Annotated in this window: 27 protein-coding genes; 21 read left to right on the plus strand and 6 right to left on the minus strand. The window is 40.7% G+C overall.

The annotated features are described in order from the left end of the window. Nucleotides 1-18 precede the first annotated feature (18 nt). The 14 genes from ilvB to QZT26_RS03470 all read left to right on the plus strand — a co-directional run bounded on the left by ilvB (nt 19) and on the right by QZT26_RS03470 (nt 12390). Nucleotides 19-1692, plus strand: a complete 1674-nt coding sequence (gene ilvB, locus QZT26_RS03405) for a biosynthetic-type acetolactate synthase large subunit (protein WP_295100645.1) — start codon at nt 19-21, stop codon at nt 1690-1692. An 81-nt stretch (nt 1693-1773) separates the two neighbouring features. Continuing rightward, the gene (locus tag QZT26_RS03410) at nt 1774-2598 is read left to right on the plus strand and encodes an RnfABCDGE type electron transport complex subunit B (RefSeq protein WP_295100648.1); all 825 of its coding nucleotides are present in this window, start codon (nt 1774-1776) and stop codon (nt 2596-2598) included. After that, nucleotides 2599-3333, plus strand: a complete 735-nt coding sequence (locus tag QZT26_RS03415; RefSeq protein WP_295100651.1) for an RsmE family RNA methyltransferase — start codon at nt 2599-2601, stop codon at nt 3331-3333. It abuts the gene before it with no gap. A gap of 158 nt (nt 3334-3491) precedes the next feature. Next, nucleotides 3492-4514 carry an L-threonine 3-dehydrogenase gene (gene tdh / locus QZT26_RS03420; protein ID WP_230408052.1) on the plus strand — a complete coding sequence of 341 codons (1023 nt, stop codon included), beginning with the start codon at nt 3492-3494 and terminating at the stop codon, nt 4512-4514. A gap of 63 nt (nt 4515-4577) precedes the next feature. Continuing rightward, on the plus strand, nt 4578-5756 hold the full coding sequence (locus tag QZT26_RS03425; protein WP_099324697.1) for a glycine C-acetyltransferase: 1179 nt from the start codon (nt 4578-4580) through the stop codon (nt 5754-5756). Nucleotides 5757-5855: 99 nt separating this feature from the next. Continuing rightward, on the plus strand, nt 5856-6344 hold the full coding sequence (locus tag QZT26_RS03430) for a hypothetical protein (protein ID WP_099324696.1): 489 nt from the start codon (nt 5856-5858) through the stop codon (nt 6342-6344). Nucleotides 6345-6446: 102 nt separating this feature from the next. Then, the gene (locus QZT26_RS03435) at nt 6447-6833 is read left to right on the plus strand and encodes a response regulator (protein WP_099324695.1); all 387 of its coding nucleotides are present in this window, start codon (nt 6447-6449) and stop codon (nt 6831-6833) included. Next, nucleotides 6830-7471, plus strand: a complete 642-nt coding sequence (locus QZT26_RS03440) for a chemotaxis protein CheC (RefSeq protein ID WP_295100657.1) — start codon at nt 6830-6832, stop codon at nt 7469-7471. Before QZT26_RS03435 ends, QZT26_RS03440 begins: the two co-directional genes overlap by 4 nt. Before the next feature lie 91 nt (nt 7472-7562). Further along, the gene (locus tag QZT26_RS03445) at nt 7563-8375 is read left to right on the plus strand and encodes a GGDEF domain-containing protein (protein WP_295100659.1); all 813 of its coding nucleotides are present in this window, start codon (nt 7563-7565) and stop codon (nt 8373-8375) included. 278 nt (nt 8376-8653) lie between these two features. Beyond that, complete coding sequence (locus QZT26_RS03450) at nt 8654-8857, plus strand: addiction module protein (RefSeq protein WP_099324691.1); 204 nt, start codon at nt 8654-8656, stop codon at nt 8855-8857. Nucleotides 8858-8862: 5 nt separating this feature from the next. Next, nucleotides 8863-9159 carry a type II toxin-antitoxin system RelE/ParE family toxin gene (locus tag QZT26_RS03455; protein WP_099324690.1) on the plus strand — a complete coding sequence of 99 codons (297 nt, stop codon included), beginning with the start codon at nt 8863-8865 and terminating at the stop codon, nt 9157-9159. An 89-nt stretch (nt 9160-9248) separates the two neighbouring features. Beyond that, nucleotides 9249-9968, plus strand: a complete 720-nt coding sequence (locus tag QZT26_RS03460; RefSeq protein ID WP_099324689.1) for an SDR family NAD(P)-dependent oxidoreductase — start codon at nt 9249-9251, stop codon at nt 9966-9968. Between the two features lie 142 nt (nt 9969-10110). After that, complete coding sequence (locus tag QZT26_RS03465) at nt 10111-10317, plus strand: BrnT family toxin (protein ID WP_099324688.1); 207 nt, start codon at nt 10111-10113, stop codon at nt 10315-10317. Between the two features lie 216 nt (nt 10318-10533). Continuing rightward, nucleotides 10534-12390 (plus strand): amidohydrolase family protein, encoded by a 1857-nt coding sequence (locus tag QZT26_RS03470; RefSeq protein WP_099324687.1) that lies wholly within the window; start codon nt 10534-10536, stop codon nt 12388-12390. A gap of 90 nt (nt 12391-12480) precedes the next feature. On the opposite strand, the gene rfbD is transcribed toward QZT26_RS03470, so the two are convergent. Next, nucleotides 12481-13347 (minus strand): dTDP-4-dehydrorhamnose reductase, encoded by an 867-nt coding sequence (rfbD, locus tag QZT26_RS03475; RefSeq protein WP_099324686.1) that lies wholly within the window; start codon nt 13345-13347, stop codon nt 12481-12483. Further along, the gene (locus QZT26_RS03480) at nt 13344-15236 is read right to left on the minus strand and encodes an ABC transporter ATP-binding protein (protein WP_295100667.1); all 1893 of its coding nucleotides are present in this window, start codon (nt 15234-15236) and stop codon (nt 13344-13346) included. Before QZT26_RS03480 ends, rfbD begins: the two co-directional genes overlap by 4 nt. Nucleotides 15237-15560: 324 nt before the next feature. Between QZT26_RS03480 and recJ the strand changes: the two genes are divergently transcribed. The 5 genes from recJ to QZT26_RS03505 all read left to right on the plus strand — a co-directional run bounded on the left by recJ (nt 15561) and on the right by QZT26_RS03505 (nt 20471). Then, the gene (gene recJ, locus QZT26_RS03485; protein ID WP_295100669.1) at nt 15561-17294 is read left to right on the plus strand and encodes a single-stranded-DNA-specific exonuclease RecJ; all 1734 of its coding nucleotides are present in this window, start codon (nt 15561-15563) and stop codon (nt 17292-17294) included. Between the two features lie 487 nt (nt 17295-17781). Continuing rightward, on the plus strand, nt 17782-18003 hold the full coding sequence (locus QZT26_RS03490; RefSeq protein ID WP_099324683.1) for a hypothetical protein: 222 nt from the start codon (nt 17782-17784) through the stop codon (nt 18001-18003). 110 nt (nt 18004-18113) lie between these two features. Further along, nucleotides 18114-19211, plus strand: coding sequence for a glycine cleavage system aminomethyltransferase GcvT (gene gcvT / locus QZT26_RS03495; protein ID WP_295100672.1), 1098 nt, complete (start codon nt 18114-18116; stop codon nt 19209-19211). Continuing rightward, nucleotides 19208-19597, plus strand: coding sequence for a glycine cleavage system protein GcvH (gene gcvH / locus QZT26_RS03500; RefSeq protein ID WP_099324681.1), 390 nt, complete (start codon nt 19208-19210; stop codon nt 19595-19597). Before gcvT ends, gcvH begins: the two co-directional genes overlap by 4 nt. Nucleotides 19598-19940: 343 nt before the next feature. Further along, nucleotides 19941-20471, plus strand: coding sequence for an HPF/RaiA family ribosome-associated protein (locus tag QZT26_RS03505; RefSeq protein WP_099324680.1), 531 nt, complete (start codon nt 19941-19943; stop codon nt 20469-20471). A 454-nt stretch (nt 20472-20925) separates the two neighbouring features. Here QZT26_RS03505 and rnk read toward each other — a convergent pair whose 3' ends face one another. From rnk to QZT26_RS03525, 4 genes are all read right to left on the minus strand, one after another. Beyond that, nucleotides 20926-21345, minus strand: coding sequence for a nucleoside diphosphate kinase regulator (gene rnk / locus QZT26_RS03510; RefSeq protein ID WP_099324678.1), 420 nt, complete (start codon nt 21343-21345; stop codon nt 20926-20928). 138 nt (nt 21346-21483) lie between these two features. Next, entirely contained in the window at nt 21484-21792 is a 309-nt protein-coding gene (locus QZT26_RS03515; RefSeq protein ID WP_164994256.1) for a hypothetical protein, read from the minus strand. A gap of 9 nt (nt 21793-21801) precedes the next feature. Then, nucleotides 21802-22083 carry a hypothetical protein gene (locus tag QZT26_RS03520; protein WP_197705373.1) on the minus strand — a complete coding sequence of 94 codons (282 nt, stop codon included), beginning with the start codon at nt 22081-22083 and terminating at the stop codon, nt 21802-21804. 79 nt (nt 22084-22162) lie between these two features. Continuing rightward, nucleotides 22163-22567 carry a hypothetical protein gene (locus QZT26_RS03525; protein WP_164994511.1) on the minus strand — a complete coding sequence of 135 codons (405 nt, stop codon included), beginning with the start codon at nt 22565-22567 and terminating at the stop codon, nt 22163-22165. Between the two features lie 466 nt (nt 22568-23033). Between QZT26_RS03525 and QZT26_RS03530 the strand changes: the two genes are divergently transcribed. Both QZT26_RS03530 and QZT26_RS03535 read left to right on the plus strand, forming a co-directional pair. Beyond that, complete coding sequence (locus QZT26_RS03530) at nt 23034-23414, plus strand: hypothetical protein (RefSeq protein WP_099324676.1); 381 nt, start codon at nt 23034-23036, stop codon at nt 23412-23414. Then, nucleotides 23411-23758 (plus strand): hypothetical protein, encoded by a 348-nt coding sequence (locus QZT26_RS03535; protein WP_099324675.1) that lies wholly within the window; start codon nt 23411-23413, stop codon nt 23756-23758. Before QZT26_RS03530 ends, QZT26_RS03535 begins: the two co-directional genes overlap by 4 nt. Nucleotides 23759-25247: the final 1489 nt, after the last annotated feature.

Below are 25247 nucleotides of genomic sequence, written 5' to 3' on the forward strand. Positions count from 1 at the left end.
TATCTTTTACAAAAACCAATGATTAAAACAGGTTCTCACATTCTAATAAATGCATTGATACGGGAAGGGGTAGAATACGTGTTTGGCATTCCAGGCGGCGCTGTTCTTCCTTTGTTTGACGCATTATATGAATCGCAGATTAAATTTATTTTAACGAGACATGAGCAGGGCGCAGGCCATGCGGCGGATGGATTTGCGAGGGCAACAGGCAAAGTAGGTGTATGTTTGGCGACCTCAGGCCCTGGCGCTACAAACTTAACAACTGCTATAGCAACGGCATACATGGATTCCGTTCCGATGGTTGCTTTGACGGGACAGGTAAAAACATTTCTTATCGGTAATGACGCCTTCCAGGAAGTTGATATTATTGGAATAACCCGCCCCATAACAAAACACAGCTATTTAGTTAAGGATGTTAAAGATTTAGCAAGAGTAGTAAAAGAAGCATTTTATTTGGCAAATTCCGGCAGACAAGGTCCCGTATTAATAGATTTGCCCGTTGATGTTACTATGGCTGAATGTGAAGAAATAATACCTCCGGAAATAGATTTGCCAGGATACAAACCCACGTATGAAGGTAATATTCGTCAGATAAAAATTGCCGCAGAGGTAATTAATAATGCAAGGCGCCCTGTATTGTATACAGGTGGCGGCATTATTGCTTCAGATAGCGCAAAGGAATTATTGGAACTTGCGGAAAAAGGGAATATCCCCGTCACCACAACCCTTATGGGTCTTGGGGGCTTTCCGGAAAATCATAATTTATCTTTGGGTATGCTGGGAATGCACGGGACTGCGTATGCGAATTTTGCAGTTACGGCATGTGATATATTGATTGCAATTGGTGCGCGGTTTGACGACCGTATCACAGGTAAAATTGATGAATTTGCACCAAACGCAAAAATTATCCACATTGACATAGACCCTTCTTCCATAAGTAAAAATATCAAGGTAGATATACCGGTTGTGGGGTACGCCCAAAATACCTTGAGAGAACTTAATAAACATATCAGTTTTGTCGAGAGAAGAGAATGGTTCGATAAAATCAAGCAATGGAAAGAACAAAATCCATTAACATATAATAATAGTGGAGATCTTATAAAGCCTCAGTATGTGATAGAACAAATATATGAAGCAACGAATGGTGAGGCAATTATAACCACGGAAGTTGGACAGAATCAGATGTGGGCGGCACAGTATTATACATATACTAAGCCGCGAACATTCCTTTCATCCGGGGGATTGGGTACAATGGGATACGGATTTCCTGCGGCAATTGGAGCGCAATTGGGATGCCCGGATAAAATTGTGGTGGATATTGCAGGGGATGGCAGTATCCAGATGAATATTCAGGAACTGAGCACCGTGGTTCGGTTGAATATTCCGGTAAAGATTGTTATCCTTAATAACGGGTACCTTGGTATGGTACGGCAATGGCAGGAGTTATTTTACGATAAACGTTACTCCTGTGTAAGTTTAAACGGGAATCCGGATTTCGTAAAGTTGGCGGAATCGTATGGAGCGAAAGGATTTTTGATAGAAAAGAAAGAGGATGTGCGTCCCACGTTGGAAAAAGCATTTTTCACAAAACAACCCGTAGTCATGGATTTCAGGGTCGACCCTAATGAAAATGTTTTTCCGATGGTCCCCTCAGGCAAACCAATCCATCAAATGATTGGAACAATGGCATAACAGTACATTGTTATAATTATAAGACATAACTTGTCTTTAGTCAGAAATATATTAAATACGAAGCACGTACAGGATACAAAAATGGAATTAATTTTAAGCGCAACAATTACACTCGGCATATTAGGAATGATCTTTGGCATAGGTTTGGCCATTGCCTCGGATACCTTTGCCGTGAAAGTGGATCCCCGTATCGAAAGAATTAACGAGGTGCTTCCCGGCGCAAATTGCGGGGCATGTGGTCAGCCCGGTTGTGGCGGCTTTGCCCAGGCGATAGTGGAAGGAAAATCGCCTGTTACAGGCTGTACTGTTGGACAATCTTATGTGGCGGAACGTGTTGCCAATATTATGGGGGTCGAATTTGAAAATAAGGAACGGGTTTTTTCCGTTGTAATGTGTCATGCAAAAGGTGTTACTAACAAATTTATCTATAATGGAGTAAAGGATTGCCGTGCGGCAAACATTATCAGCGGCGGTTTTTTTGGCTGTGATTATGGATGTTTGGGCTTAGGTACTTGTGTTGAAGCATGTAAATTTGAAGCCATGTACATGGGGAAGGACGGTTTGCCAAAAGTAATAAGGGAACGCTGCACAGGTTGTGGAAAATGTGCGGAAGTTTGCCCAAGGGAGATCATCAGTATATTGCCTGAATCAAAAATGGTGCATGTGAGATGTAAATCCTTAGATAAAGGCGCTGTTGCAAAGAAAATATGCCAGGATTCCTGCATTGCTTGTAAACGCTGCGAAAAGGAATGTCCATATGACGCAATTCATGTGCAAAACAATCTTGCAGTAATTGATTATCAAAAGTGTACATCATGCGGCAAATGTGTTGATGTCTGCCCCAACCATACGATAATAAATTATGCAAGAGCGTTAAGTTCCGCCTCAACGGTCTCATCTCAATAAATGCACCAGGATCGGTTTTTCATACCCAATGTTTCCATAGATTCAGAGATTTGGATTGAAGGAAAAGAAGCACACCACATCTTACACGTCAAAAGAGCAAAACAGGGAAACAAAATTACCCTTTTTGATGGAAAAGGCATTGAATACAAGGCGGTTGTTGTTGAAACGCAACGTGCCAGGTTAAAAGTATTTATTGAGAGTTCCCTGGTCGTTGACAGGGAGCCGAACGTCTCAATTACAATAGCCGTTTCTATTCCTAAAGGAAAATTTTCCGACATCTTAATCCAAAAATGTTCTGAATTGGGGATACACACTTTGACCCCGCTTCATTGTGAAAGGAGCGTTGTGGCGATAAAAGAAACGTCAGCGGAAAAACGGGAGAGATGGAATAAGATAGTCATTGAATCCTCCAAACAATGCAAACGGAATATTCTTACTGAAATTACGACTGGTGTGGCGATAGAAGATTTTTTGAAAACTTTATGCGATTACGACCTTTCACTCATTCCATGCTTAAGGCGTCATGCAATGTCCCTGAAAGCTGTATTACGCGAAAGGCCTTCTGCAAAAAAGATTGTTTGCCTTATAGGCCCTGAGGGTGGTTTTACTGATAATGAAATTGAACGTGCCGTTGAAAAAGGCTGCATTCCGGTAACTCTGGGAAGTTCGACTCTAAGAATTGAGACTGCCGCAATAGCCGTTTCCTCCATGCTGTTGTATGAATATTGTCTATGACTATGAATGCAAATCGATTTAATCAGAAGTCTGAGGACTGATCTCCGGATTCTGACTTCCGACGTCTGATTATGCGGCAGACAGGTTTCCTTAATACCGCTTGTAGTTGCGTTATAAATATACGGTTCTTGTGAAAGGATTTTTGTGTGAAGGCGGTAGTGAAAGCAAATCGTGCCAGTGGGCTGGAATTGGTAAAGATGCCGGAACCAAAGCTTGGCCCAAAAGATGTTTTAATTAAGGTTCAGGTTGCCTCTATATGCGGAACGGATGTTCATATAGATGACTGGACATATTGGGCGCAGCAGCGCTTTACGCCGCCCCGTATTATAGGCCATGAGTTTGCCGGTTATGTGCAGGAGGTTGGGAAGGAGGTTACGTTTGTTAAAGCTGGGGAGAGGGTTTCTGCGGAAACTCACATTTCATGCGGCTACTGCTACCAATGCAAGAATGGATACAGAGAAGTATGCAGAAAAAGTAAATTGTTAGGGATTGATTACGATGGAACGTTCGCCGAATACCTTAGCCTGCCTGAGCATGTATTGTGGAAAGATGATCCTCGTATTCCTGATGAATGGGCGACAATTCAGGAGCCGTTTGGAAATGCTGTTGACACGGTAATGTCTGAGGATATATCTTCAAAAACGGTGCTTATTTTGGGGGCAGGTCCAATTGGTCTCTTTGCCGTAGGTATAGCAAGGGCATGCGGGGCGTCTCTCATTATTGTTTCTGACCCAAATGATTATCGGCTGGATATCGGTAAAAAGATGGGTGCGGATATTGTGGCGAATCCGAAAAACACAGATATCCTGAATTGTGTGCTGGAAGCGACGGAGGGAAATGGCGTAGATGTGGTTCTGGAGTTTTCCGGCAATAAACTGGCGCTTGATCAGGGACTTAAGTCTCTTACTCCCGGTGGAAGAATATCGATTTTGGGGATATATGAAACCCCTGTTGATATTGATCTGAATAGAGAGGTTATTTTTAAAAAAATACGCATATATGGGATTACCGGCAGAAAGATATTTTCTACGTGGTATAAGACGTCCAGGTTTCTGTCTTCCGGGCTGGTGGATCCTGGACCGGTTATTACACACACGTTTTTACTGGAAGATTACGAAAAGGGCATGCAGCTAATGAGAGATGGCATGTGTGGAAAGGTTGTTTTGCAGGTCATGCCGTAATTTCATTCCGTTTGCATGGATTTGAAAGACCCCTGCAACTGTTAAAGAAAGGATTCTGGAGTAATGAGCCGCCTTAATTTTATTCATGACGAACTGGAAAAACTTGAAGAAGAGGGGCTTTTCGTCAACATAAGAACCATTGAAGGCCCTCAGGATGCATGGATCACCGCAGATGGAAAGAAGGTGTTAAATCTCTGCTCAAATAATTATCTCGGGTTTGCGAATAGCCCCCGGTTGAAATCTGCTGCGAAGGGGGCGATAGATGCATATGGCGTAGGGCCTTCTGCGGTAAGGACAATTTCAGGAACCACTGTGTTGCATTGTGAGCTGGAGAGGAAACTTGCTCTTTTTAAGGACGTGGAGAGCACCATTTCCTTTCAATCAGGATTTTGCGCAAACCTGGCAGTCATTCCCGCTATTGCTGGCAAAAATGACGTCATTTTTTCTGATGAACTGAATCATGCGAGCATTATTGATGGATGCCGCCTTTCCGGGGCAAAAATTATCAGGTATGGACATTGTAACCCTGATGATCTGAGAGGAAAAATTTCGCAGGAAAGTAATGCCGGAAAACGGTTGATAATCACGGACGGCGTGTTCAGCATGGAAGGAGATATCGCTCCCTTGCCGGAAATTGTTAACATTGCGGATGAATTCAATGCCATTACGATTGTTGATGATGCACATGGCGAGGGTGTTTTAGGGGAAGGCGGGAGAGGCATTGTTGATTATTTTAAACTGCAGGGGAAAGTAGATATCGAGGTTGGCACGCTGTCAAAGGCATTTGGAGTAGTAGGTGGTTATGTAGCGGGGAGTAAAAAATTGACGGACTATCTGTCCCAAAAAGGGCGCCCTTTTCTTTTTTCAAGCGCTGCAACCTCCCCTGATGTGGCGGCATGTATTGCAGCAGTGGATATCCTTATGGAATCAAAGGTTCGGGTTGAAAAACTATGGTCAAACACCGCATTGTTCCAGAAACAAATGGAAAATACAGGTTTTGACATAGGGAGAACGCAAACGCCAATAACTCCAATAATGGTTGGAGACGCCAAATTGGCAAAAGAGTTTAGCCGGAAATTGTATGAAGAGGGGATTTTTATACAAGCAATCGGGTATCCGACCGTTCCTGTTGGGAAGTCTCGTCTGCGTGCAATGCTTTCTGCTGTTCATAGCGAAAACGACCTTTTGTGGGCTGTAGGATGTTTTGAAAAAATAGGGAAAACATTGGGGATATTGAATTAAAAAACCTTTACACTATTAATGCGATTGAATTTTTAAAGTAAAAAATTTAATATATCCGTATTATGTTAACTTTTTTAAAAAGGTAAATTGGAGCCGAATATGAAAAAATATATTAGTTTTGCGATACTCATTTTATGTATTGCGGGTTGCGGAAAAAGTGAAAAGGAAAGGCATGAAGAAGAAATATCTGCAACCGCTATGAATCAATCAGAGGTTTCTTCCAAAAGGGAACATGATTTTATTAAAAATGAAAAAGGCTTTATCGTTCACATGAAAGACATTAAGGTGTTGTTGAAACATTTGCAGGCCTCTATTAACAAAGAAGACTGGAAAGCTATTCAACAAGATACAAAAAAATTGAAAAATTCAAGTCCTGTCGTATATACAGGGGCAAATAAGAATGATTTACCGACAGAATTTGTAAAGCTGGACGTCCAATTCCACTTAGATACGCTTGAATTGGTGAATGCATGTCAGGAAAAGAACAAGGATAAAGCAATGGCAGCATTTTTTAAAGTAGTGAATGGGTGTGACGAATGCCACGCCAAGTTCAATCCAAAAGAAACATCCACATCCTGGTTCCGATAAAGAGTCATTTTTACAATATCAGAAGAATGAATGGGTTTTTGTATCATTCAATAGCCCTGATATTAAATACCTCAGTAATGATATTTATTGAAAGGGTGAATTATGATAAAAAAAATTTTGATTGTAGATGATTCTGTTGTTGCCAGATTGGGGGTAAAAAATTGTATTTTAAAAGATGCCTCATATGAGATATATGAAGCGTCTGATGGTTTTATGGGTGTTGAAGAATTTAAAAGGGTTTCCCCTGATATAACTTTTCTGGATATGACAATGCCTGTAATGTCAGGCATTCAGGCGCTTGAAGAAATAAAAAAAATCGATGAAAACGCTATAGTCATTGTGATAACCGCGGATACTCAGCCAAAGACTATTGAAAAAGTGAAAGAATTGGGGGCATTAACATTGTTGAGAAAGCCGCCTAAAAAAGAAGATATAATTAATGCTATAGCTAAGGCAAAAGATATACAGGTAAGTAAAGAGAAAAAATGAAAGATACTTCAGGGAATTTTCTGAGCGAATTACAAATAGATGCGCTCAAAGAGATCGTTAATATTGCATTTGGAAATGCGGCGGCGTCACTTTCCGAGGTTATTGAATTGCATGCTACATTAAACGTGCCTGAGATAAAAATAGTGCATTCAAAAGAACTGCGGGACTTTATTGGCAGCACTTTTGATGGCGGCGAAGATTTGCATATCGTTGAACAACATTATACCTCTGGATTCAAAGGTATTGCGTATCTTGTCTTTTCCATGGATAGCGGTAAATCATTTATTTCATTGCTGGAAGAATATAATGAAATGCCTGCAAACATGTCCATTAATTTGCTGGAAAAGGAAACGTTAACGGAGGTGGGAAATATTATAATCGGTGCTTGTCTCAGCAAAATAGCGGAATTGTTGTCAGATGTCGTTTCTTATCTTCCGCCAAGATATATCGATGGAAAGTATTTTTATGAAGACATGCCGGGGAATTTCTTCGATGGAGAAGGATATGCGGTTATCCTTAAAACCATATTTCAATTTGAGAAAGCGGATGTTGATGGCTTTTTGTTTCTTCTTATTAATATGGATTCTATCGATAAGATAAGAGAAGCGGTTGATAAATTTATGAAGAACTATGAATAAAATTCCAGAGCAAATCTGCAATTCGATAAATTTATGACTGGTTATACTGGATGCTGAATTTAAAGTCCATTACTGGAACCAATGGATGGAGATGAATAGCGGAATACCTGCCGGGGATATTACCGGCTCGGTGCTGTTTGATTATTTTCCAAATTTAAACAACCGGAAATTTTTGCGAAATTGTAAATCGATATTCGCCTTCGGAAATTTCTGCTTTCTTTCACAAAAACTGCATCATTATATTTTCCCGTTCAGGCCTGTAAGCTCCTTTGGCTTACAGTTTGACTATATGCAGCAGAGCTGCTCAATATTTCCCATTCGCAACGGAAATGAAAAGATAGAATACATATGCATTACAGTGCGGGACGTCACTGAAATAGTTGCATACGAGCATAAACTGCTGGACGCCACAAGGAGGGACTATCTGACCGGGTCGTTTAACCGCAAATATTTAGAGGATAAACTGAGGGAGGAGTTTGAACGGCATAGGAGATACGGCGCACCTCTTTGCCTAATTATTTTTGATATCGATAATTTTAAGAATGTAAACGACTCCTGTGGTCATTTGTATGGTGATTTTGTCCTCCGCGAGGTGGTTGCGAGAGTTGCGTCCGGATTAAGAACTACCGATATCCTGGCACGCTATGGTGGGGAAGAATTTTGCGGCATTCTCCCGGAAACCAGTTTGAAGTCAGCCATTGAAGTGGCGGAACGATTCAGGGAAAGCATCGCCTCAGAAGAATACAGGTTCCATGGACATTCAAGAAAAATAACTATTAGTTTAGGAGTTGCTGCGTTGGACAAAAATATTACGAATACCGATATGTTCTTCAAAAAGGCGGATGACGCCCTTTACACGGCAAAAAGGGAAGGGAAAAATAAGGTGCGATCCGCTGACCATTAGAGAACCTTTTTAATGGACTTTTACCTAAGCTGGCATAGCCAGAACCGAACAAGCAAGCAAGAAATAAAAAATACGAAATTCGAAGTACGAAACAAATCCCAAAATACAAAATCCCAATGAAAAAAACCGGGTTTTGAACATTTGAAAATTTTACCCAGTTAGATAACATTCAATGGTACATCTATTATTGTTAGATAATTATGTATCAAACGGCGTGAATTTAGGATTTGTTTCGTATTTCGTAGTTAGGGTAAAAATAAATAGAAAGGAATACAATTATGTCAGTTAATAATGCATTAATCGCAAAAGCCTTAGAATTAAAACCGCAGGACAAAATTATATTAATTGAGGCTTTGATAACCAGCTTAGATAAACCAGATCCGGAGATATCAAAAAAATGGATACAGGAAGCTGAGGCCAGACTTAAGGCTTACAGAGCCGGCAAAACAAAAGGGATACCCGCAGAAGAGGTGTTTAGATAAGCTTTATGAGAGTAATATTCGACGACTTTGCCAAATTAGAATTGGATGATGGAAAAGAATATTATGAAATGGAAGTGATAGGTTTAGGGAAAAGATTTAAACAAGAAGTTAAAAGAGCTATTAATATAATCAAAAAAATGCCTGAAATTGGTTCTCAAGAAAGTGAAAACATTAGAAGGTATATTCTTCATAAGTTTCCTTACAAAGTATTATACTCCATTGAAAAAGACCATATTTATGTTATCGCTATTGCACACTTACACCGTGAACCAATATATTGGATTAATAGAATCAGAACCTAACAAGGCGCTGCACCTGACCGCTATTCCGCTCCGCTCCATAGCGGCAGATGATCTCAATCGTTAGTGGCAATAAATGAGACAGAGATGATATGACAAAGAAAGCAATTGTTGTTGGTGCGACATCAGGAATCGGGAGGGAATTAGCAAAGATTTTCTCTAAAAATGGCTATATAGTTGGACTTGCAGGCAGAAGGACTCACCTGCTTGATGATCTCAAGAACGAACTTCCCAATAATTCTTTCGCAAAACATATTGATGTTTCTCAAACAGATAAAGCAATAAACCAACTCAAAGAGCTAATTGCAGAAATGGAAGGGGTGGACATTATCATTATTAACGCTGGTGTAGGATTTATTAACAAGGATTTACAATGGTCCCCGGAAAAAGAAACCATTGATGTTAATGTCTCTGGTTTTGCTGCAATAGCAAATGTTGCTATACATCAATTTTTATCGAAGGGTTCCGGTCATCTGGTAGGCCTATCGTCTATAGCAGCACTTAGAGGGGACGGCGACGCTCCTGCATACAATGCATCAAAAGCCTTTGTTTCAAACTATATGGAAGGCTTACGGAAAAAGGTGGCAAAATCAGGGTCATCCATTACAGTTACAGATATTCAGCCAGGGTTTGTAGATACAGCAATGGCAAAAGGTGACGGACTTTTTTGGGTTGCATCTCCCCAAAAAGCAGCACAACAAATATATAACGCTATCAAAAGGAAGAAGAAACATGCTTATATAACTAAACGATGGAGGCTTATTGGATTGGTAATGAAAATCGTTCCGGAAACTATTTATAACAGGCTATAAAATTTATAAAAAATCTTCTAACAAATCAATGTACGCCGGAATTGAGGGGACACCGTACTAATGCTTAAAAGTATCGAAGTTAGGATACCTCAGTCAGCCGTTTCCCGATATAATATCCCCAGATAATTTAAAGGTGGTAGTAATGGAATTTGAATGTGACCCCGAAAAAACAAAGAAGAACCATAAAAAATATAGCGTCCATTTTGAAGAAGCATCAACCGTATTTTATGACCCTTTGTCAGCTACTTTTGATGACCCTGACCATTCAATTGGCGAACATAGACTAATCACGGTAGGTTTTTCGTCAAAGGAACGTTTGCTCGTGGTATCACATACCGGGAAACGTTAACATTTTACCATTAAATATTTTGCCAAAAAAGCAAAGAAATTATTGATAAGGTGCTCCATGTCTCATCCCAAACATATTTTCCCGCTTTATATAGTCGGGCAAATGCAATTCTGCAGACTGCCCATCCCTGTCGATTATGCAGGTGGATAAGAAGCCATGTGTAATTCGTAGAAATGTATTAAAGCGGAAACCTTAACCATAGTAAGGAGAAATTATATGGAAGAAAAGGGGAAAAAGATATTTTACGATGTCCATTGTCATGCGCTGAATTTGAGCCATGCAGGGCTTCTTGCCTTTTTGAATCGCTTTTTAAAAGACAGGGCGGTGTCCTTTTCCGATCTGTTGGGGAAAGGAAAATTTCTCCAGGTTATCTGCCGTTTATTGGGGATACATTTCAGTGTGAAACTACTGAAAACACTATTGATTGTCTTAAGTGGCGTTCTCTCCGGAATCGTATTACTTGCGATAAGCAAATATGAATATTTCCTTTCAGGTAAGGTAAGCGATATCGTTTTGGTTGGTGCATTTTCGGTCGTTTTAACTGCCCTGGTTTTTGCTCTGTGGGCTTTACGAAAGATAGCTTCAGGGGAAAGCGACCTCATAACAAACACGCTTAAAAAAAATGTCAATCTTCTTTCCATTATTGAGAATAATACGGGGAGTTTATTTTTTTCTATGGAGATGGATATCCTGTCTGCGGATGAAAGGTTCAGGGAATTAATAAATGAATATCGTACCTCATCAACGTACAAATATGCGTCATTTATAAAAAATATCGAAGAGAAATGGAAAGAAACCGGGAATGAAATACATATCAAAACAAAAGAGGGGAAAACACTAAAGTACAATAAAATGGTTATTACCCCTCTGGTAATAGATTTTGGTTACAAGTGTTTTGACATGCAAGGAATTTATTATAATAAACCGCCCAGGAAACCAGTTGTGGAGCAGGTTGTCGATGTTTTCAACGGGATAAGGGAGTATAGGGAAATGAGTCCTGTTAAATTACTCGATATTTATCCCTTTCTGGGAATTAATACGAGGAATTACGACCTGGGAATTGTGAAAGTGGTTCCAAAAGAGGAAAGAGACGCATTTTACCATTTTCTGAAGAGCAGAAAAATCCCTCAAGGGATAAAAGAGCATGTAAGAGATACTTTGGAAAATAACGTTACTTATATTGAAAAGACGGGCAAGCTGGTATTTTATAAAGAAATCGAAACCCTGGGAAATGATTTGCGCACAATCTCTTCCCATGTCCAAATTGATGAAGGTTTGATTGATAAAATAGATGGCATGTCAGAGGAATCGGTTCGTACCCGCTTAAACGAAAAAAATAATATTCCCAAAATGCTTGAAAAGTATTTTGGGGAATATACGAATACAAAATATGAAACCTTTGCTAAAAAAAACAGGGAGCAGTACTTTTTTGATGAGAAAGATACAAAAAAGAAAGAAAAGACGATTCCTGTGAAAGGGATTGACGACCTGCGCAGTTATTTCTTTGCGGGAGTTAAATTATATCCACCCCTGGGGTTTGATCCCTGGCCCTACCACGAGGATAAACCCATCGATACCGCCACGGAATTTGACAAGGTAAATTATCTCTATCAATTTTGCAGTGAAAGGGGCATTCCGATAACGGTACATTGTTCGCCCGGCGGTTTTAAAACTGCTCATCACGGCATGGAATATACCAATCCTGAAAAGTGGAAAAACGTACTTTCCGCATATGAGAATCTGAAAATCAATTTTGCTCATTGTGGGTTTGATAACAATAAACCCCATAAATCGTGGTTGAATACCATCATGGAGCTTATGGGCGGGTATAAAGGCGTCTATGCGGATTTTTCCTATATCGGGAATAGTAGAGATTCTTATACTTTTTTAAAGGAACGAATCGTTGATAAAGGGTTTGGGGATCGCATACTCTTTGGCAGTGATTTTCCGGTTAACCTGTTTGGTGTGGATTCGTATAAGGATTATGTAGAGAATTTCTTTCATCTCTCTCTGGATACGAATTTAAAACACAAATTCTGCTCTGCGAATCCTCATAAATTTCTATGGGCTTAGGGTAAAAATGGAACGGAAGTAGGACATCACGCCTCTGATTAAAATGAGCCTGAGCAATTTCACGGGCAAACCAGTTTATCCGTGCCACCCTTAGCGGAGTACATATTTTTTCAGATAATCTTCCAATGCTTCCTGCCATGGTCTCATTTTGTGTCCGGTTGCCTGTACAAACTTTGTACAATTCAATGAGGAGTTTTGAGGTACCGTGGCTGCGCGTTTAAAGTCTTCTGCCTTAATGGATTGGAGAGATACCTGTATATTTGACAATCTAAAGATTTCCCTTGCCCACTCATACCAAGAACAAATGCCATCATTCGCAATGTGATAAATGCCATGAAGATCAAGCGAAAGAACATACCAGAGAGCATGGACAAGATCTGCGGCATAGGTAGGGCTTCCAAATTGGTCTGTTACTACAGACACGACATGTTTTTCTAATCCGAGATGCAGTATTTTTGTTACAAAATTGCTTTTATGCTGTCCATAAAGCCGTGAAATTCGAATAATGGTATAGTTGCCGTTTATTTCCTGCACTGCCTCCTCTCCTGCACGTTTCGATCTGCCATACACCGAAAGTGGGCGAGGCAGGTCTGTTTCGTTATACGGTGTATTCTTAGCGCCATCGAAAACATAATCAGTGCTGATATGGATGACCCGGGCATGCAGATTTTTTCCCGCCAGTGCGACGTTTTTCGCTCCATCTGCATTCACGGCATATGCCTTGCCGATGTTTGTTTCGCAGGCATCAACATCGGTAAATGCGGCACAATTAATGATTACGTCTGGCATGGTTCTGGCAATCGCCTCAAAAGTATTTGAGGCATTGGTGATTTCTATTTGTGAATGACTGGCGCAAATGACGGAGAGGGGTTGTTTTTCTGTTTCAGAAAGATGCGGCAACCCATTCCTTAGTTCCCACCCCAGCGCACCATTCGAGCCGATAATGAGTATCTTCATGTATGGAGTGCATTTGAGTGTAACTGGTAAACACGCTTGTATTCCCCGTCATCATGTATGAGGGATGCGTGGCTGCCTGTTTCAACGATTTGGCCTTGTTTCATCACAATGATTCTGTCACAATGCTGGATAGTGGAAAGCCGGTGGGCGACAATGATGGTGGTTTTCCCGGCAATAAGATTATTCAATGCGTCTTGCACCAATTTTTCCGATTCGTAGTCGAGGGAGGATGTTGCTTCGTCCAGCAACAGGATGGAGGCATTTTTAAGAATAGCACGCGCAATGGCAATTCGCTGGCGCTGTCCTCCGGATAATTTCACTCCCATTTCTCCCACAATGGTGTCGTATGCTTCTGGGAGGGACATGATGAATTCATGAATATTGGCCGCTTTTGCCGCATGCTGGATTTCTTCCATTGTTGCATCCCGTCTACCATAAAGAATATTTTCATAAAGGCTCCGGTTAAATAAAAATGTCTGTTGCGTAACCAATGCCATATGCGAAAGAAGCGATTCCCGCTTTATCCGGCGGAGGTCTATACCGTCAATAGTAATATAACCCTCTGTCGGGTCGTAAAAACGGGAGATCAGATTTACGAGGGTGGATTTTCCTGCCCCGCTTTCTCCTACAATTGCGATTACCTCGCCCTTTTGTATATTCAGACATATATTTTCCAACACACGTTCTTTTTTCCCTTCATAGGAAAAACTCACATTATTGAAGAAAATGCCTTCATCCATTTTTTTCAGCGTCACGGCATCCGGCGAGTCCTTTATATTTGATTCTATGTTAAATAATTCAAACACCCTGTTCGCACCGGCGAGAGATTCCTGCAAACCCGTGTAGCTCTTTGCGATCTTCTTAACAGAGGGGATGACCATAAAGCCAATTGCGGTAATAAATCCGCCAAGTTCTCCTGGGGTAATTTGATGTGACATAACGACATAGCCACCCAATATAACCATTGCGGCAAGCCCTACCGCATAAATAAAATCATTGGTACTGCTGTTCAATGATTTTGCCTTCACCATTTTTAGCGTTCTGCTAAGGAAGCGTCCTCCGATAAAATGGATTTCGCGACGTTCTTCATCTTCCATCCTGAATGATTTTACAATCCGGATACCTGCAAAGATCTCGCGAAACGCATCTGTGAGTTCGGAGAGATGCCGTAAGCTTCCTTTTCCGTGCCTCTTTATCTTTTTTCCGATTAAAATAGCAGGGATGAAAACTACCGGAAAAATAATTAAAGAAAACAGAGATAATTTCCAACTGAAATAGAATGCAAGGACTAACCCGCAAGTCAATTGCATGGGCAGAAATAACACCTCATCAAAGAGCACCTTAAGACCTGCCTGTGTAACAGCGACGTCGTTTGTCAATCTCGAAAGAAGATCGCCGCTTTTTCTGTTCTCGAAAAAGCTTAACGGCTGAGGCAACAAGTGGTCACAGATCTTGTTCCGGATATCCACAACAACAGCCCATCTGACGAAATTCCTGTAATATTGCTGAAAATAACTGGTAAAAAAGATAACCGGAGCGAGAATGGCTATGACTATGCCAATACTGGTGAAGGAACGCGTCATTCGTTCCCGTAATTTTCCGATAAAAGAAAATTTGTTTAGGGTATTTTTTTTAAATTCTCCCAGCGGAGATCGTGTATTTTTTTTGATGTCGGTTTGGGAGTCTATATCAATGGTTGGCAGTTCTGTGGTTGTAGTTATTTCCCCCGATACCAGTTTGTCTATAACCGGCTTAATCAGCGAGATTTGAATACCATTTGCCGCGGTATAAAGCACCATGCAGCCAATGGCAATCGCCATTTGTTTCCAATAGGGTTTTGCAAAGGAAAGTAGTTTTCCGCACTCGGAAAGGAATGAAGTATTTTTCATTTTAAAACTTACGCGCTACGGGAAAAACGTTAATAAAAGAGTCTTATGGCGAGGTTGCGAATTACAATTTGTTATGTACTCATGTGATATGAAGAGCTCATAGATGAAAAATGTTATCACATCACAAGATGCTTTTCAATAAAAAGATTATACGCCGAAAAACAAAGAAGATAAATACCTGCTGGCGGAATAAAAGCAGCAAATAGATATTATTCAATTGCAGAATGCCCCCTGATCGTGTTATATTCTTGTAATTTTACAGAGATTTCAAAGACGGTTATCTGATTCTTTATGATGGTTTAACGCTGCTGGTACGACAGGATTATGAGTAAAAGGTGGTTCATTGCCCCGAATAATATCGAACTTCAAACGGAGATTGCAGGTAATCTTAGAATTTCAAACTTACTTGCACAGATACTCATTAACCGCGGCATTACAGATGTAGGCGCAGCGAAAAGCTTTCTTCAGCCTCAAATATCAACATTATCAGACCCTTCCAACCTTCCCGATATTGAAAAAGCCTCAATCAGAATTAATGAAGCCATACGCAACGGAGAGAAAATAGTCATCTATGGCGATTATGATGTTGACGGCTTAACCGCCACCGCCCTCATGTACCGTTGTTTGAAAATGTTTGATGCAAGGGTAAATTACTATATTCCTGAAAGGCTGGAAGAAGGGTATGGTTTAAATGCGGAGGCCATTACTAAGTTAAAAGCAGAGGGTACGGATCTTATTTTAACGGTTGATTGCGGCATTAGCGCATGCAGGGAGGCGGAGATTGCACGATCATATGGCATTGAACTTATTATTACCGACCATCATCAGCCTTCACAGGAAATCCCGGATGCATTTGCAATAATTAACCCAAAATTAAAGGCAACGGAAAAGACCTTCCGGGATTTTTCCGGGGTTGGCATTGCTTTCATGCTGGCATGGTCGATTGGCCAGCACTATTTTCCGCAAAAAAAGGTGTCGACAGAGTTTAAGGATTTTCTTATAAGCGCTATGGGTTTGGTTGCGCTGGGGACTATTGCCGACGTGGTTCCGCTTGTGGGCGAAAACCGTATCCTGACAAAATATGGGCTTGGGGCATTGCAGCAAACAAAAATACCCGGACTGCAGGCGCTACTGGATGTATCTTCACTCACCAATATCAACCTTGACACTTCCCATGTAGGATACCGCTTAGGTCCACGTATAAACGCACCCGGTCGTGTCAGCGATGCAGGAGTCGTTGTTGAGATGCTAACAACGGCCTGCAATGAAAAGGCAAAAGAAATTGCACTTTTTCTGGAAGAGGAAAATAACCGGAGAAGGGCGATGCAGCTTGACATACTCTCCGCTGCCAGGCAGAAAATCGTAGATGAAATAAACCTCGATGAAACGCTGGCGATTGTATTGGCAGACCAGGAATGGCACCCGGGAATAGTCGGAATTATCGCTTCAAAAATTGCAGAGGAGTTTAACCGTCCCGCGGTAATGATTGCCGTTGCCGATGAGATTGGGCATGGTTCTGCCCGTTCCATACCATCATTTCATATGCTGGATGCGTTAGAATGTTGCAAAAATATGTTAATTTCCGTAGGGGGGCATGCGCAGGCGGCGGGATTAAAGATTCATCCTGACAATATAGGAGATTTCCGCACATTGCTGAATCGGATGATGGCGCAAAAACTCCAGAAAGAAGACCTTGTTCCTTTTCTGAATATTGACGTAGCGGTTAATCTCTCCACGTTAAACAGGGGATTATTGATGGAATTGCAACTTTTGTCTCCCCATGGCGAAGGAAACCATATCCCCGTGTTTGCCATAAAAGACCTGCAGATTGCCGGTAAACCGCGCCGTATAGGATCGAATGGACAACACCTCAGCTTCTATGTAAAACAAGGCAATGTGTCTATGAAGGCTATCGGATTTGGCATGGGCGATGAAATTGACCGGCTGCTAAAGAATGGCAGCACATGTTCACTGGCGGTCGTTTTAAAGGAAAATAACTGGATGAATAACAGCAGTATAGAACTTGAAGTGAAAGATATCAAGTTCGATGGTGAATAATTGTAGTAAGAGTTTAGATTTTTGAAAAAGTATGTTCTTTACAAAAAACAAGTCAGTAATTTACGAGCATTTGTCTTGACTGAAATAAATAATTTTGCTATGAATTGCAAACGTATATCGTTTTAAAAATTTAGTACAAAAACAGATTGCCATACAACTTTGTAATCATTTTAGGTCAAAGGATTTTGGCGGAGAATGCCTCTTCCTTCTTTCTTGTGGTCTAAGGCCCGGATGTTTTATTTTCGGTAAGTGGTTTTAGTAGAGGAATGGGATCTGCCTTTTTTAAACAAAATGAACCAATTATTCTTTGCGGGAAATTATTTGATAGAAAATTTAAGAAGAGGGTAGAAATTAGTGACAGAGCTTATTAGCAGGCTTGAAATAAAAAAAGTTCATCAAATTATTCAAAGAGTTGATATCTTTTGTTCCGCGCTTTTGCTTCAGGCATGGAGACGCATTTATTATATATTCAATAAACAGGAAGTTCGTGTGTCAATTAAAGAGCGGGCAGGCAATTGCTTGCGGTGCGGTCGTTGCTGCCAGGCGTCGATCCGGTGCAAAAATCTATGCTACGATGAAAAAGGGCTTTCACTGTGTAAGGTATATGATCAAAGACCGCAGTTATGTTCCCTGTATCCGTACAATAAAAACGATTTCTTTTTCCACATCAGGGAAACGTGCGGTTACCATTACGATAACTGAAGTGTAAAAACTCTTCATCATAATTCCGTAAGATTTTTTCCTGTCTTACGATGGAATTAACGCACAGGTATTTGCCTGAATTGTGGCGATATTTGCGCACTTAAGGGGTATTTTGTGATGAAAAAAACGCCGCTGTATGAATCACACCTTGAATACCATGCAAAGATGGTATCTTTTCATAACTACCTGATGCCCATCCAATATGACAGCATCATCAATGAACACCTCCTTGTTCGAAAAAATGCCGGTATCTTCGATATATCCCATATGGGAAAATTTGAGATTTCCGGAGATGACGCCTTTTCCTTTGTGCAGCAGGTGATTACGAATGACGCAGCGCCATTGTCGGAAAAACAGGCTCTCTATTCACCTCTGTGCAATGAAAAAGGAGGCATTGTTGACGATATTATGGTTTATAAAATGAACCGAAATGAATTTCTCTTTATCGTAAACTGTGCAAATACTGAAAAGGACCTGGCATGGTTAACGGAACAGGCAAAACCCTACTGGTCTCTGAAATTAAAAAATGTCACTGATGAAATGTCAATTATCGCATTACAAGGTCCGTCTGCCCTGCAAATGCTCAAAAATACCCTGGAGACTGATTTTAAGTACCTCAAAAGGTTTTGTTTTGATGAATTTTTTCTGGATGATTTACCCATGATTATTTCAAGAACGGGATATACCGGTGAGGATGGTGTGGAAATATTGGTTGATGCAACTTACGCCCTCAGACTCTGGGATATTTTTTTGAAAAAAAACGAGGCGAAGGGACTGAGGCCTGTTGGGCTTGGAGCGAGGGATACGCTACGCCTTGAGGCATGTTTTATGCTTTACGGAAACGATATGGACGAAACGGTAACTCCCCTGGAGACCCTTATCGACTGGACGGTGAAGTTTGGCAAAGATTCTTTTATAGGAAAAGAGTCACTGCAGGAACAGAAGGCTGGGGGCGTCAAACATAAAATAATTGGATTCGAAATGTTGGATCAGGGTATTCCGCGTCACGATTATCCTGTTCTGAAAAAGGGAGAGAAGATAGGAAAAGTTACCAGCGGAACATTTAACCCAACGACGAAAAAGGGTATTGGCCTTGCCAGAATTACCATTCAGCATGCAATAGCCGGGGAAGAGATACAAATACAAATCCGGGATAATTATCACGAAGCACGAATTGTAAAAACCCCGTTTTATAAGAGGGAGTCAAAAAAATGAATATACCAGAAGAACTTCAGTATACAAAAACGCACGAATGGGTAAAAAAAATACACGGGAATGAAGTATCCATTGGCATTACTGACCATGCCCAGCATCAATTGCAGGACATAGTGTACGTCGAATTGCCGTTAATAGGAAGAGAACTGAAGATGGGCGCTCCCTGTGCAGTAGTTGAGTCAGTAAAAGCTGCATATGACATTTATGCACCCCTTTCCGGCAAGGTGACAAAAATTAATCAGGAACTCAGGGAAAGTCCACAATTAATAAATGAAGACCCTTACGGTAAGGGATGGTTTTTACATATTGAAATATCCAATCCGAACGAACTTGCAGATCTTTTAAGTCCGGTTCAATACCGGACTGCCAATGAATCCGAACAGTAAAATATCACCATAAACTCTTTCCCATAAGGAGAACCTGAGTGGTTGAAAATACCGCTCCTGCAAGACAAGAGTGCCTCCCCGCATTTTTTTCCGGTTCATTTTGAGTTGAGAGTAGCAAGCGGTACGTTATTGACAGGGAACTTCTCAATAAGTGGAGGTTTTTATAATAATTTCTACGTTCCACAGTCCACAATCTGCAATTTGCTGACTGTACCGTATTCCCCTTTATTAAGGGAGCAAGGGGGTTGTTTACCTCATATACAGGAAGTATCTTGAACGTTTTTACGATAGTGATATGCTTTTTATCCGTTAGAATGGCAAGGAATTTTTAGGGAGGGACGTCATGAATTTTTTACTTGAAATTGTTGCACGTGATTTTGACTTAACCGAAGCAAACAAGGCGGATATTCACAAGTATGCGGAAAAGTTAGATGCCGCTTATGACCGGATTATCCGCTGTCGGGTAGTGGTGGAAGCCCTTCGTCACCGTGAACACAAAGGGCTTTTTTATAATGTGAAGGTTGTTGTGACCATTCCCGGTACGGAACTTGTGATAAAACGCAAGCCAAACGAAGACTTTCACCTGGCGGTAAAAGATTCCTTTAACGCAATGCGCCGGAAGCTGGAAGATTTTGTTGTTCAGCGGAGTGGAAAGGTAAAACACCACGAAGAAATACCCATTGCCCATATCAGCAATTTATTCCCTGAAGAGGGATATGGTTTTATTACTTCTGCCGATGGGCGGGAGATTTATTTTCACAAAAATAGCGTCTTAAACCATGATTTTGCCCGTTTGGAAAAGGGAATGGAGGTACGATTTTCTGAAGAATTAGGCGAAAAAGGCCCGCAGGCGAGTTCTTTGACAGTAATGTAATGACCGATTATGTACATTGTATGTGGGAAATTCAATATTTTTAGTTAAGCAATGAACAAATCCATCTCTTTTGAACAGTACAACTTAGAAGAATTAAAGCCCTTTTGATTTTCCTTTGTATATCCTTGGCTTTTATGTTGCTCTGTGTTTTTCTCAACCGGCAGACCGAACTTTGCTCTAAAGTCAAGCTTGATGGGTTTGTTAAATGATACCAGTCTGTTGGCCATATCATCTATTTGTTGAAGAAGATGAGATTTTTCCAAATGGGAGTAAGATTGGATAAGGGGTTTATCTTATCGATGTCTTTATCTATCTTCGTTTTTAGGCCGTCAGCCTTGATAACCATGTAGGTATCTAGTTTTTTGAAGGTATACATCAGCCGCATTAATGTCAAAGCGCACTGGCGGGGATGGTGCGCATCGGAATCCCCGCCCAGTGCAGTGCCTTGTTGGCACTATAAGTGATAATCTCTGGCCGCTTCCGGCTGGTAAAGAACGTCATCGATGCGGATACGGCGCACCCCAGACGGGACAGACCATTCCACAACATCTCCTTTGGCGTATCCCAGGATCGCCGTGCCCACAGGGGCGAGAACCGAGATAGCCCCCGCAGCAATATTCGCATCTTTTGGAAAGACTAAAACATAGGTCATTTTTTCTGACGTACTCAGATCACGCAGGACAACCTTTGAGTTCATGGTCACCACATCTGCAGGCACGTCTTTGGACGACACGACTTCCGCCCTCTCCAATTCTTCTGCCAAAGACGCTAAATCCTTTCTGTCTTGACCACCGAATTCCTCGGCCACAGCGATGAGTTCTTCGAGTCGCGATTTGTCAAACTCGGTAATGTGCAGCTTTCGTGTTGTTGTCATGATCTCCTCCGTTATGAATACCAACCATTGATTGTCAAAATAAATTATCCTGATAATTCGTGGAAAACACTATTATCAGGGAAAATAAATAATAGTACGGTACATATAAAAATGTTGCTGTATAATTTTGCAACAGTACTATACCCACAAGAAAAAATATATCAATCGGAAAAGGGGAAAAGTTGCCAGATGAAGATGAAGCAAACTTTTTATGCAAAGGGAAGGGGTCAGGTGAAATGTTATGCTGTCTCTGATGCTAATTTTTCTTTTATGATATGGGGGCAATCGTACAGGTGCAAAAAACTTTTCAGGATATAAATAATCTTCGCCCAATTCATCAACAACTCTTATATGGCAATGTGTTTCAGCTATCCTGTCAGTCAGCACTTCGTATAGTTTTCTTTTTTCCAATGATGATTCATCGCCGCGATTATCTACGCATATCATAAAATGTTTTTAAATCGCCTTTTCTTCATAAATATTTTTTGATTTTAAGTTCTTTTTTCCCGATGCCATGCTCTTCTCGTACCAGCGTACTTCGACGTCTAAAATTGTACCATCTTCCAGTTCCACCTGGCAAATACCTTTCAACTTTCGCCAGTATTTTTTTCCATATACCTTATTTAATCTGTTTAAATTTTCAATTCCACGTCCAGTAGCAATTGCTTCCGCTCCTCCGTCGTTCCCGCTATTGGGCGTCGGCTCCAGTGCGATGTTAGACGGCCCACGTCTAGCCACTGGCCTCCGGTGTTACGGGGCTCAAACGCTCGGTGAGCACTTCCAACTCACGGTACAAGGGCATCGTTCATCCCAATAGTCAAGAATCGAGTGCCAAGAGATCTTTTGAGAAATCGGCAAAGCTCTGCCAGCCTAAGATGGAGATGATCTCGTATGCAAGGCTGCGTGAAGCGTACTGGTCGTATGGGGATCTGAAATCTTTGGCGAGCTGCTTGAGGGCAGCCTCGGTTGCAGAGTGAAATTGACCCTCCTCCCAGTGAATAGCTTGATTGCGGCCTTGCCAGATTACATCGGTAATCGATTGGGATCCGATAAGTCGTCCTTTAGGGCAAGCTGATAAGCTCTTGCCATATCTAATTGACAATCCTTGCTTGGCGAACTGCAGAAGAGCTCCAGACATCGCATGCCTGGCAAACTCGTGAGCAGCAAGTCGAAGCATAGCTTCACGGAGGTTCTTGTCTGTCAGGTGGCGTTCTTTATCCATGCCAAAGTAAGTATCCCAGTAAATCGCAGTGCTCAGTAGTGGATCGTCGTCCTGGTACCCAGGAATACTGGAGAGGTACTCATCCATCTTATTGATTTGTTCTACCTTTGTGTAACCTTCCTCCGTAGCTTTCGTGATTTGAGCTAAGGTGCGGGAAAGGTCCTCAACGTGTCGTTCTTCTCGGTGGATCTCCGCAATTACTGCGGTGGCGGCGGGCTCTATTTCGGAGAGGTAGTCTTGTATTTTCAGGAAGCCTCCTTGATGCCGGCAGATGGGGAGCTTAGCCGTCTAACCAGTAATTGATAAGTTTATAGATAACAATGTATACATTTACTTATTGCATTTTTACTAGTGATTTTTCTTCGAAAAACAGATAATTTTTTATAGATAATGCATTATTTTTGTGTATTATCTGTAACAAGTTGAAAAAATAACATTTTTGTCGATATTACGCAAGAGGATTCTAATGCATATTCCACAAAACATTACGATTAAGTTTGATCCTATTCTCATTCATAAGCGAATTCCAAGGAGTGAACAGCATAACTTTAGAGAAAGGCTTCGTTATTACATTGACTTCTGTAAAAAATATGATTTTTTCGAATCGAAAAAGGAGAGTCTTTCGCAGTTTATAAAAAAATTACAAGAAAAACATCAGTCTTCTCAACAACTGAAACAGGCAGCCCTTGCCATATCTCTTTACTACTCCATAGTCCGGTCTTATCCTGAAGACAATCTTTTAGAAAGTGAAAATGCGCAGGAAAAGTCGCAGCCTTCGTATCGGCAAAAACAAACCTCCCCAAACTTTTTCTCGCCACGATTCCATAAGGCAGCCCGAAACTCATGATTCCATTAATGATGGTAAGAAAAGCTATCCAGATTTTCATAAAGAATTGCAGGGAGGAAGACCAACCGGTAAGCCTGCAAAAACAAAGCACTCAATCCGTCCCCAACAATCATTTTATTGTGCCGCCTGTTTCTGTTGATTCAAAAAAGGCGATTGTTTTTGAAAATACCAAAGGATGTATGGATGCAATACATGGGTTAAGTGCCTTAATAAAGATTAAACATTATTCTCCGAAAACCTTATGGGCTTATACACATTGGACTAAGAAATTTCAGGGATTTGCCCATAATAAGGATATTCAGTCCCTGTCGTCTGTGGAGGTGAAGGATTTATGTAATATTTAGCGGTCAAACGTAAGGTGGCGGTATCAACACAAAATCAGGCATTTAACGCGCAGTTGTTTTTTTATAAGCATATTATCAAGAAGGATTTCGGAGATAACAGTAATACTCTCAGGGCCAAAAGTAGGCCTTATATACCCGTTGTTTTATCGCGGGAAGAGGTTCACTCGATTCTTGAGCGTCTTACCTATCCTAACAACCTGATTGTTAAGCTTCTGTATGGATGCGGGCTTCGGATGTTCGAATGCTTAAACTTAAGAGTTAATAATTTTAATTTTGACGCAGGTATTTTAACAATCCACGATGGTTGATTATGGTAGAGTAAAATTGTACCAGATGGCAAGGTAAAATAGTACCACTCGTAGAGAAAAGCTATCTTATAAGGAATTGAGTAAGAATAATTCCTTATAAGTAGTAAAAGGATGGTACATATGCAAGCAGTGCAAATTATGAAGAGGCTAAAAGAGCAGGGTAAGAGTGAAAGAAGTATAAGTCGTGAAACAGGTCATCACCGTAGTACCGTAAATAATTAAAGGCTCTTCAGTCAAGTGTGTGGGTAAAAATGAGCCATGAATTGTCCCTGAATTCTTTTGAAGAAGACTGATAGATACGCCTTTTCCAATTCATCCCAAATTAACAGTAATTCCGGCTGGATTTTCAGGGCAATTGTTTAATTCTTTTATTCCATCATCGAAATTGTTTCTTGCAAAGTTTATTTTTGATCGTGAAATGTGCAGCGATGTTTCATAATGAGGTAATAGGGTATTTGCCGTATGCGCAGGTGTCTTTCGTTTAGAATCTTCCTCTCGTTTGATAAATTCTTCCGCCTTATCAAGTTGATTTTCTTCTATATAAAGTGCCGTCAGCGCAATGATAGTGATGCCTATGTGAACCTGGTCGGGAGGGTAACAATAATGGGTCAGTAAATTATACTTTTATTAAATTCAATATAGTGAGATAGTAGCCTTTTCATTTTATTTGACGAAACCTTTTTTATATCTTCTTTCACAACTTTATTATTTGATATTAGGTTTATAAATGTATTTTTTTCACTTCTCGTTAATTTTTTATAAGTATTTTTCCAATCAAGTGCCCCATTCAATTCATGCCTTCTTCTATTAATAATATAATCCTCGGGCATTAGCAATATTTGAAGGAATTCTTCGAATGTAGAACCAAATGCCGCTTCAAAAAATTCCTTACGAGGACTTATGAGTCCTCTGGTTACTAAAAGTACACATTGTAAACCACGTAAGATCTTCTTATTCCAATTTTTACCAATGAAAGACGTATCCTTTGCTGTTAAAGCGGATGTTCACCCCAAGTCAAAAAACAAAAGTGCCGTAAAAGCCTTATATTTATTGACTTTTACGCCGAACAGCAAGCTTTTTTCTAGTGACTACCCGTATGTTCCGGCTTGGCAATACTTCTGGCAACTTTATCTGTAATGCCTCTAATAATTCATGTGATTGTTGCCGCGGACGCGGGATCT

Origin of the sequence: uncultured Candidatus Kuenenia sp. (assembly GCF_900696675.1) — a bacterium.
In the GTDB taxonomy this organism is placed as follows: Bacteria; Planctomycetota; Brocadiia; order Brocadiales; family Brocadiaceae; genus Kuenenia; species Kuenenia stuttgartiensis_A.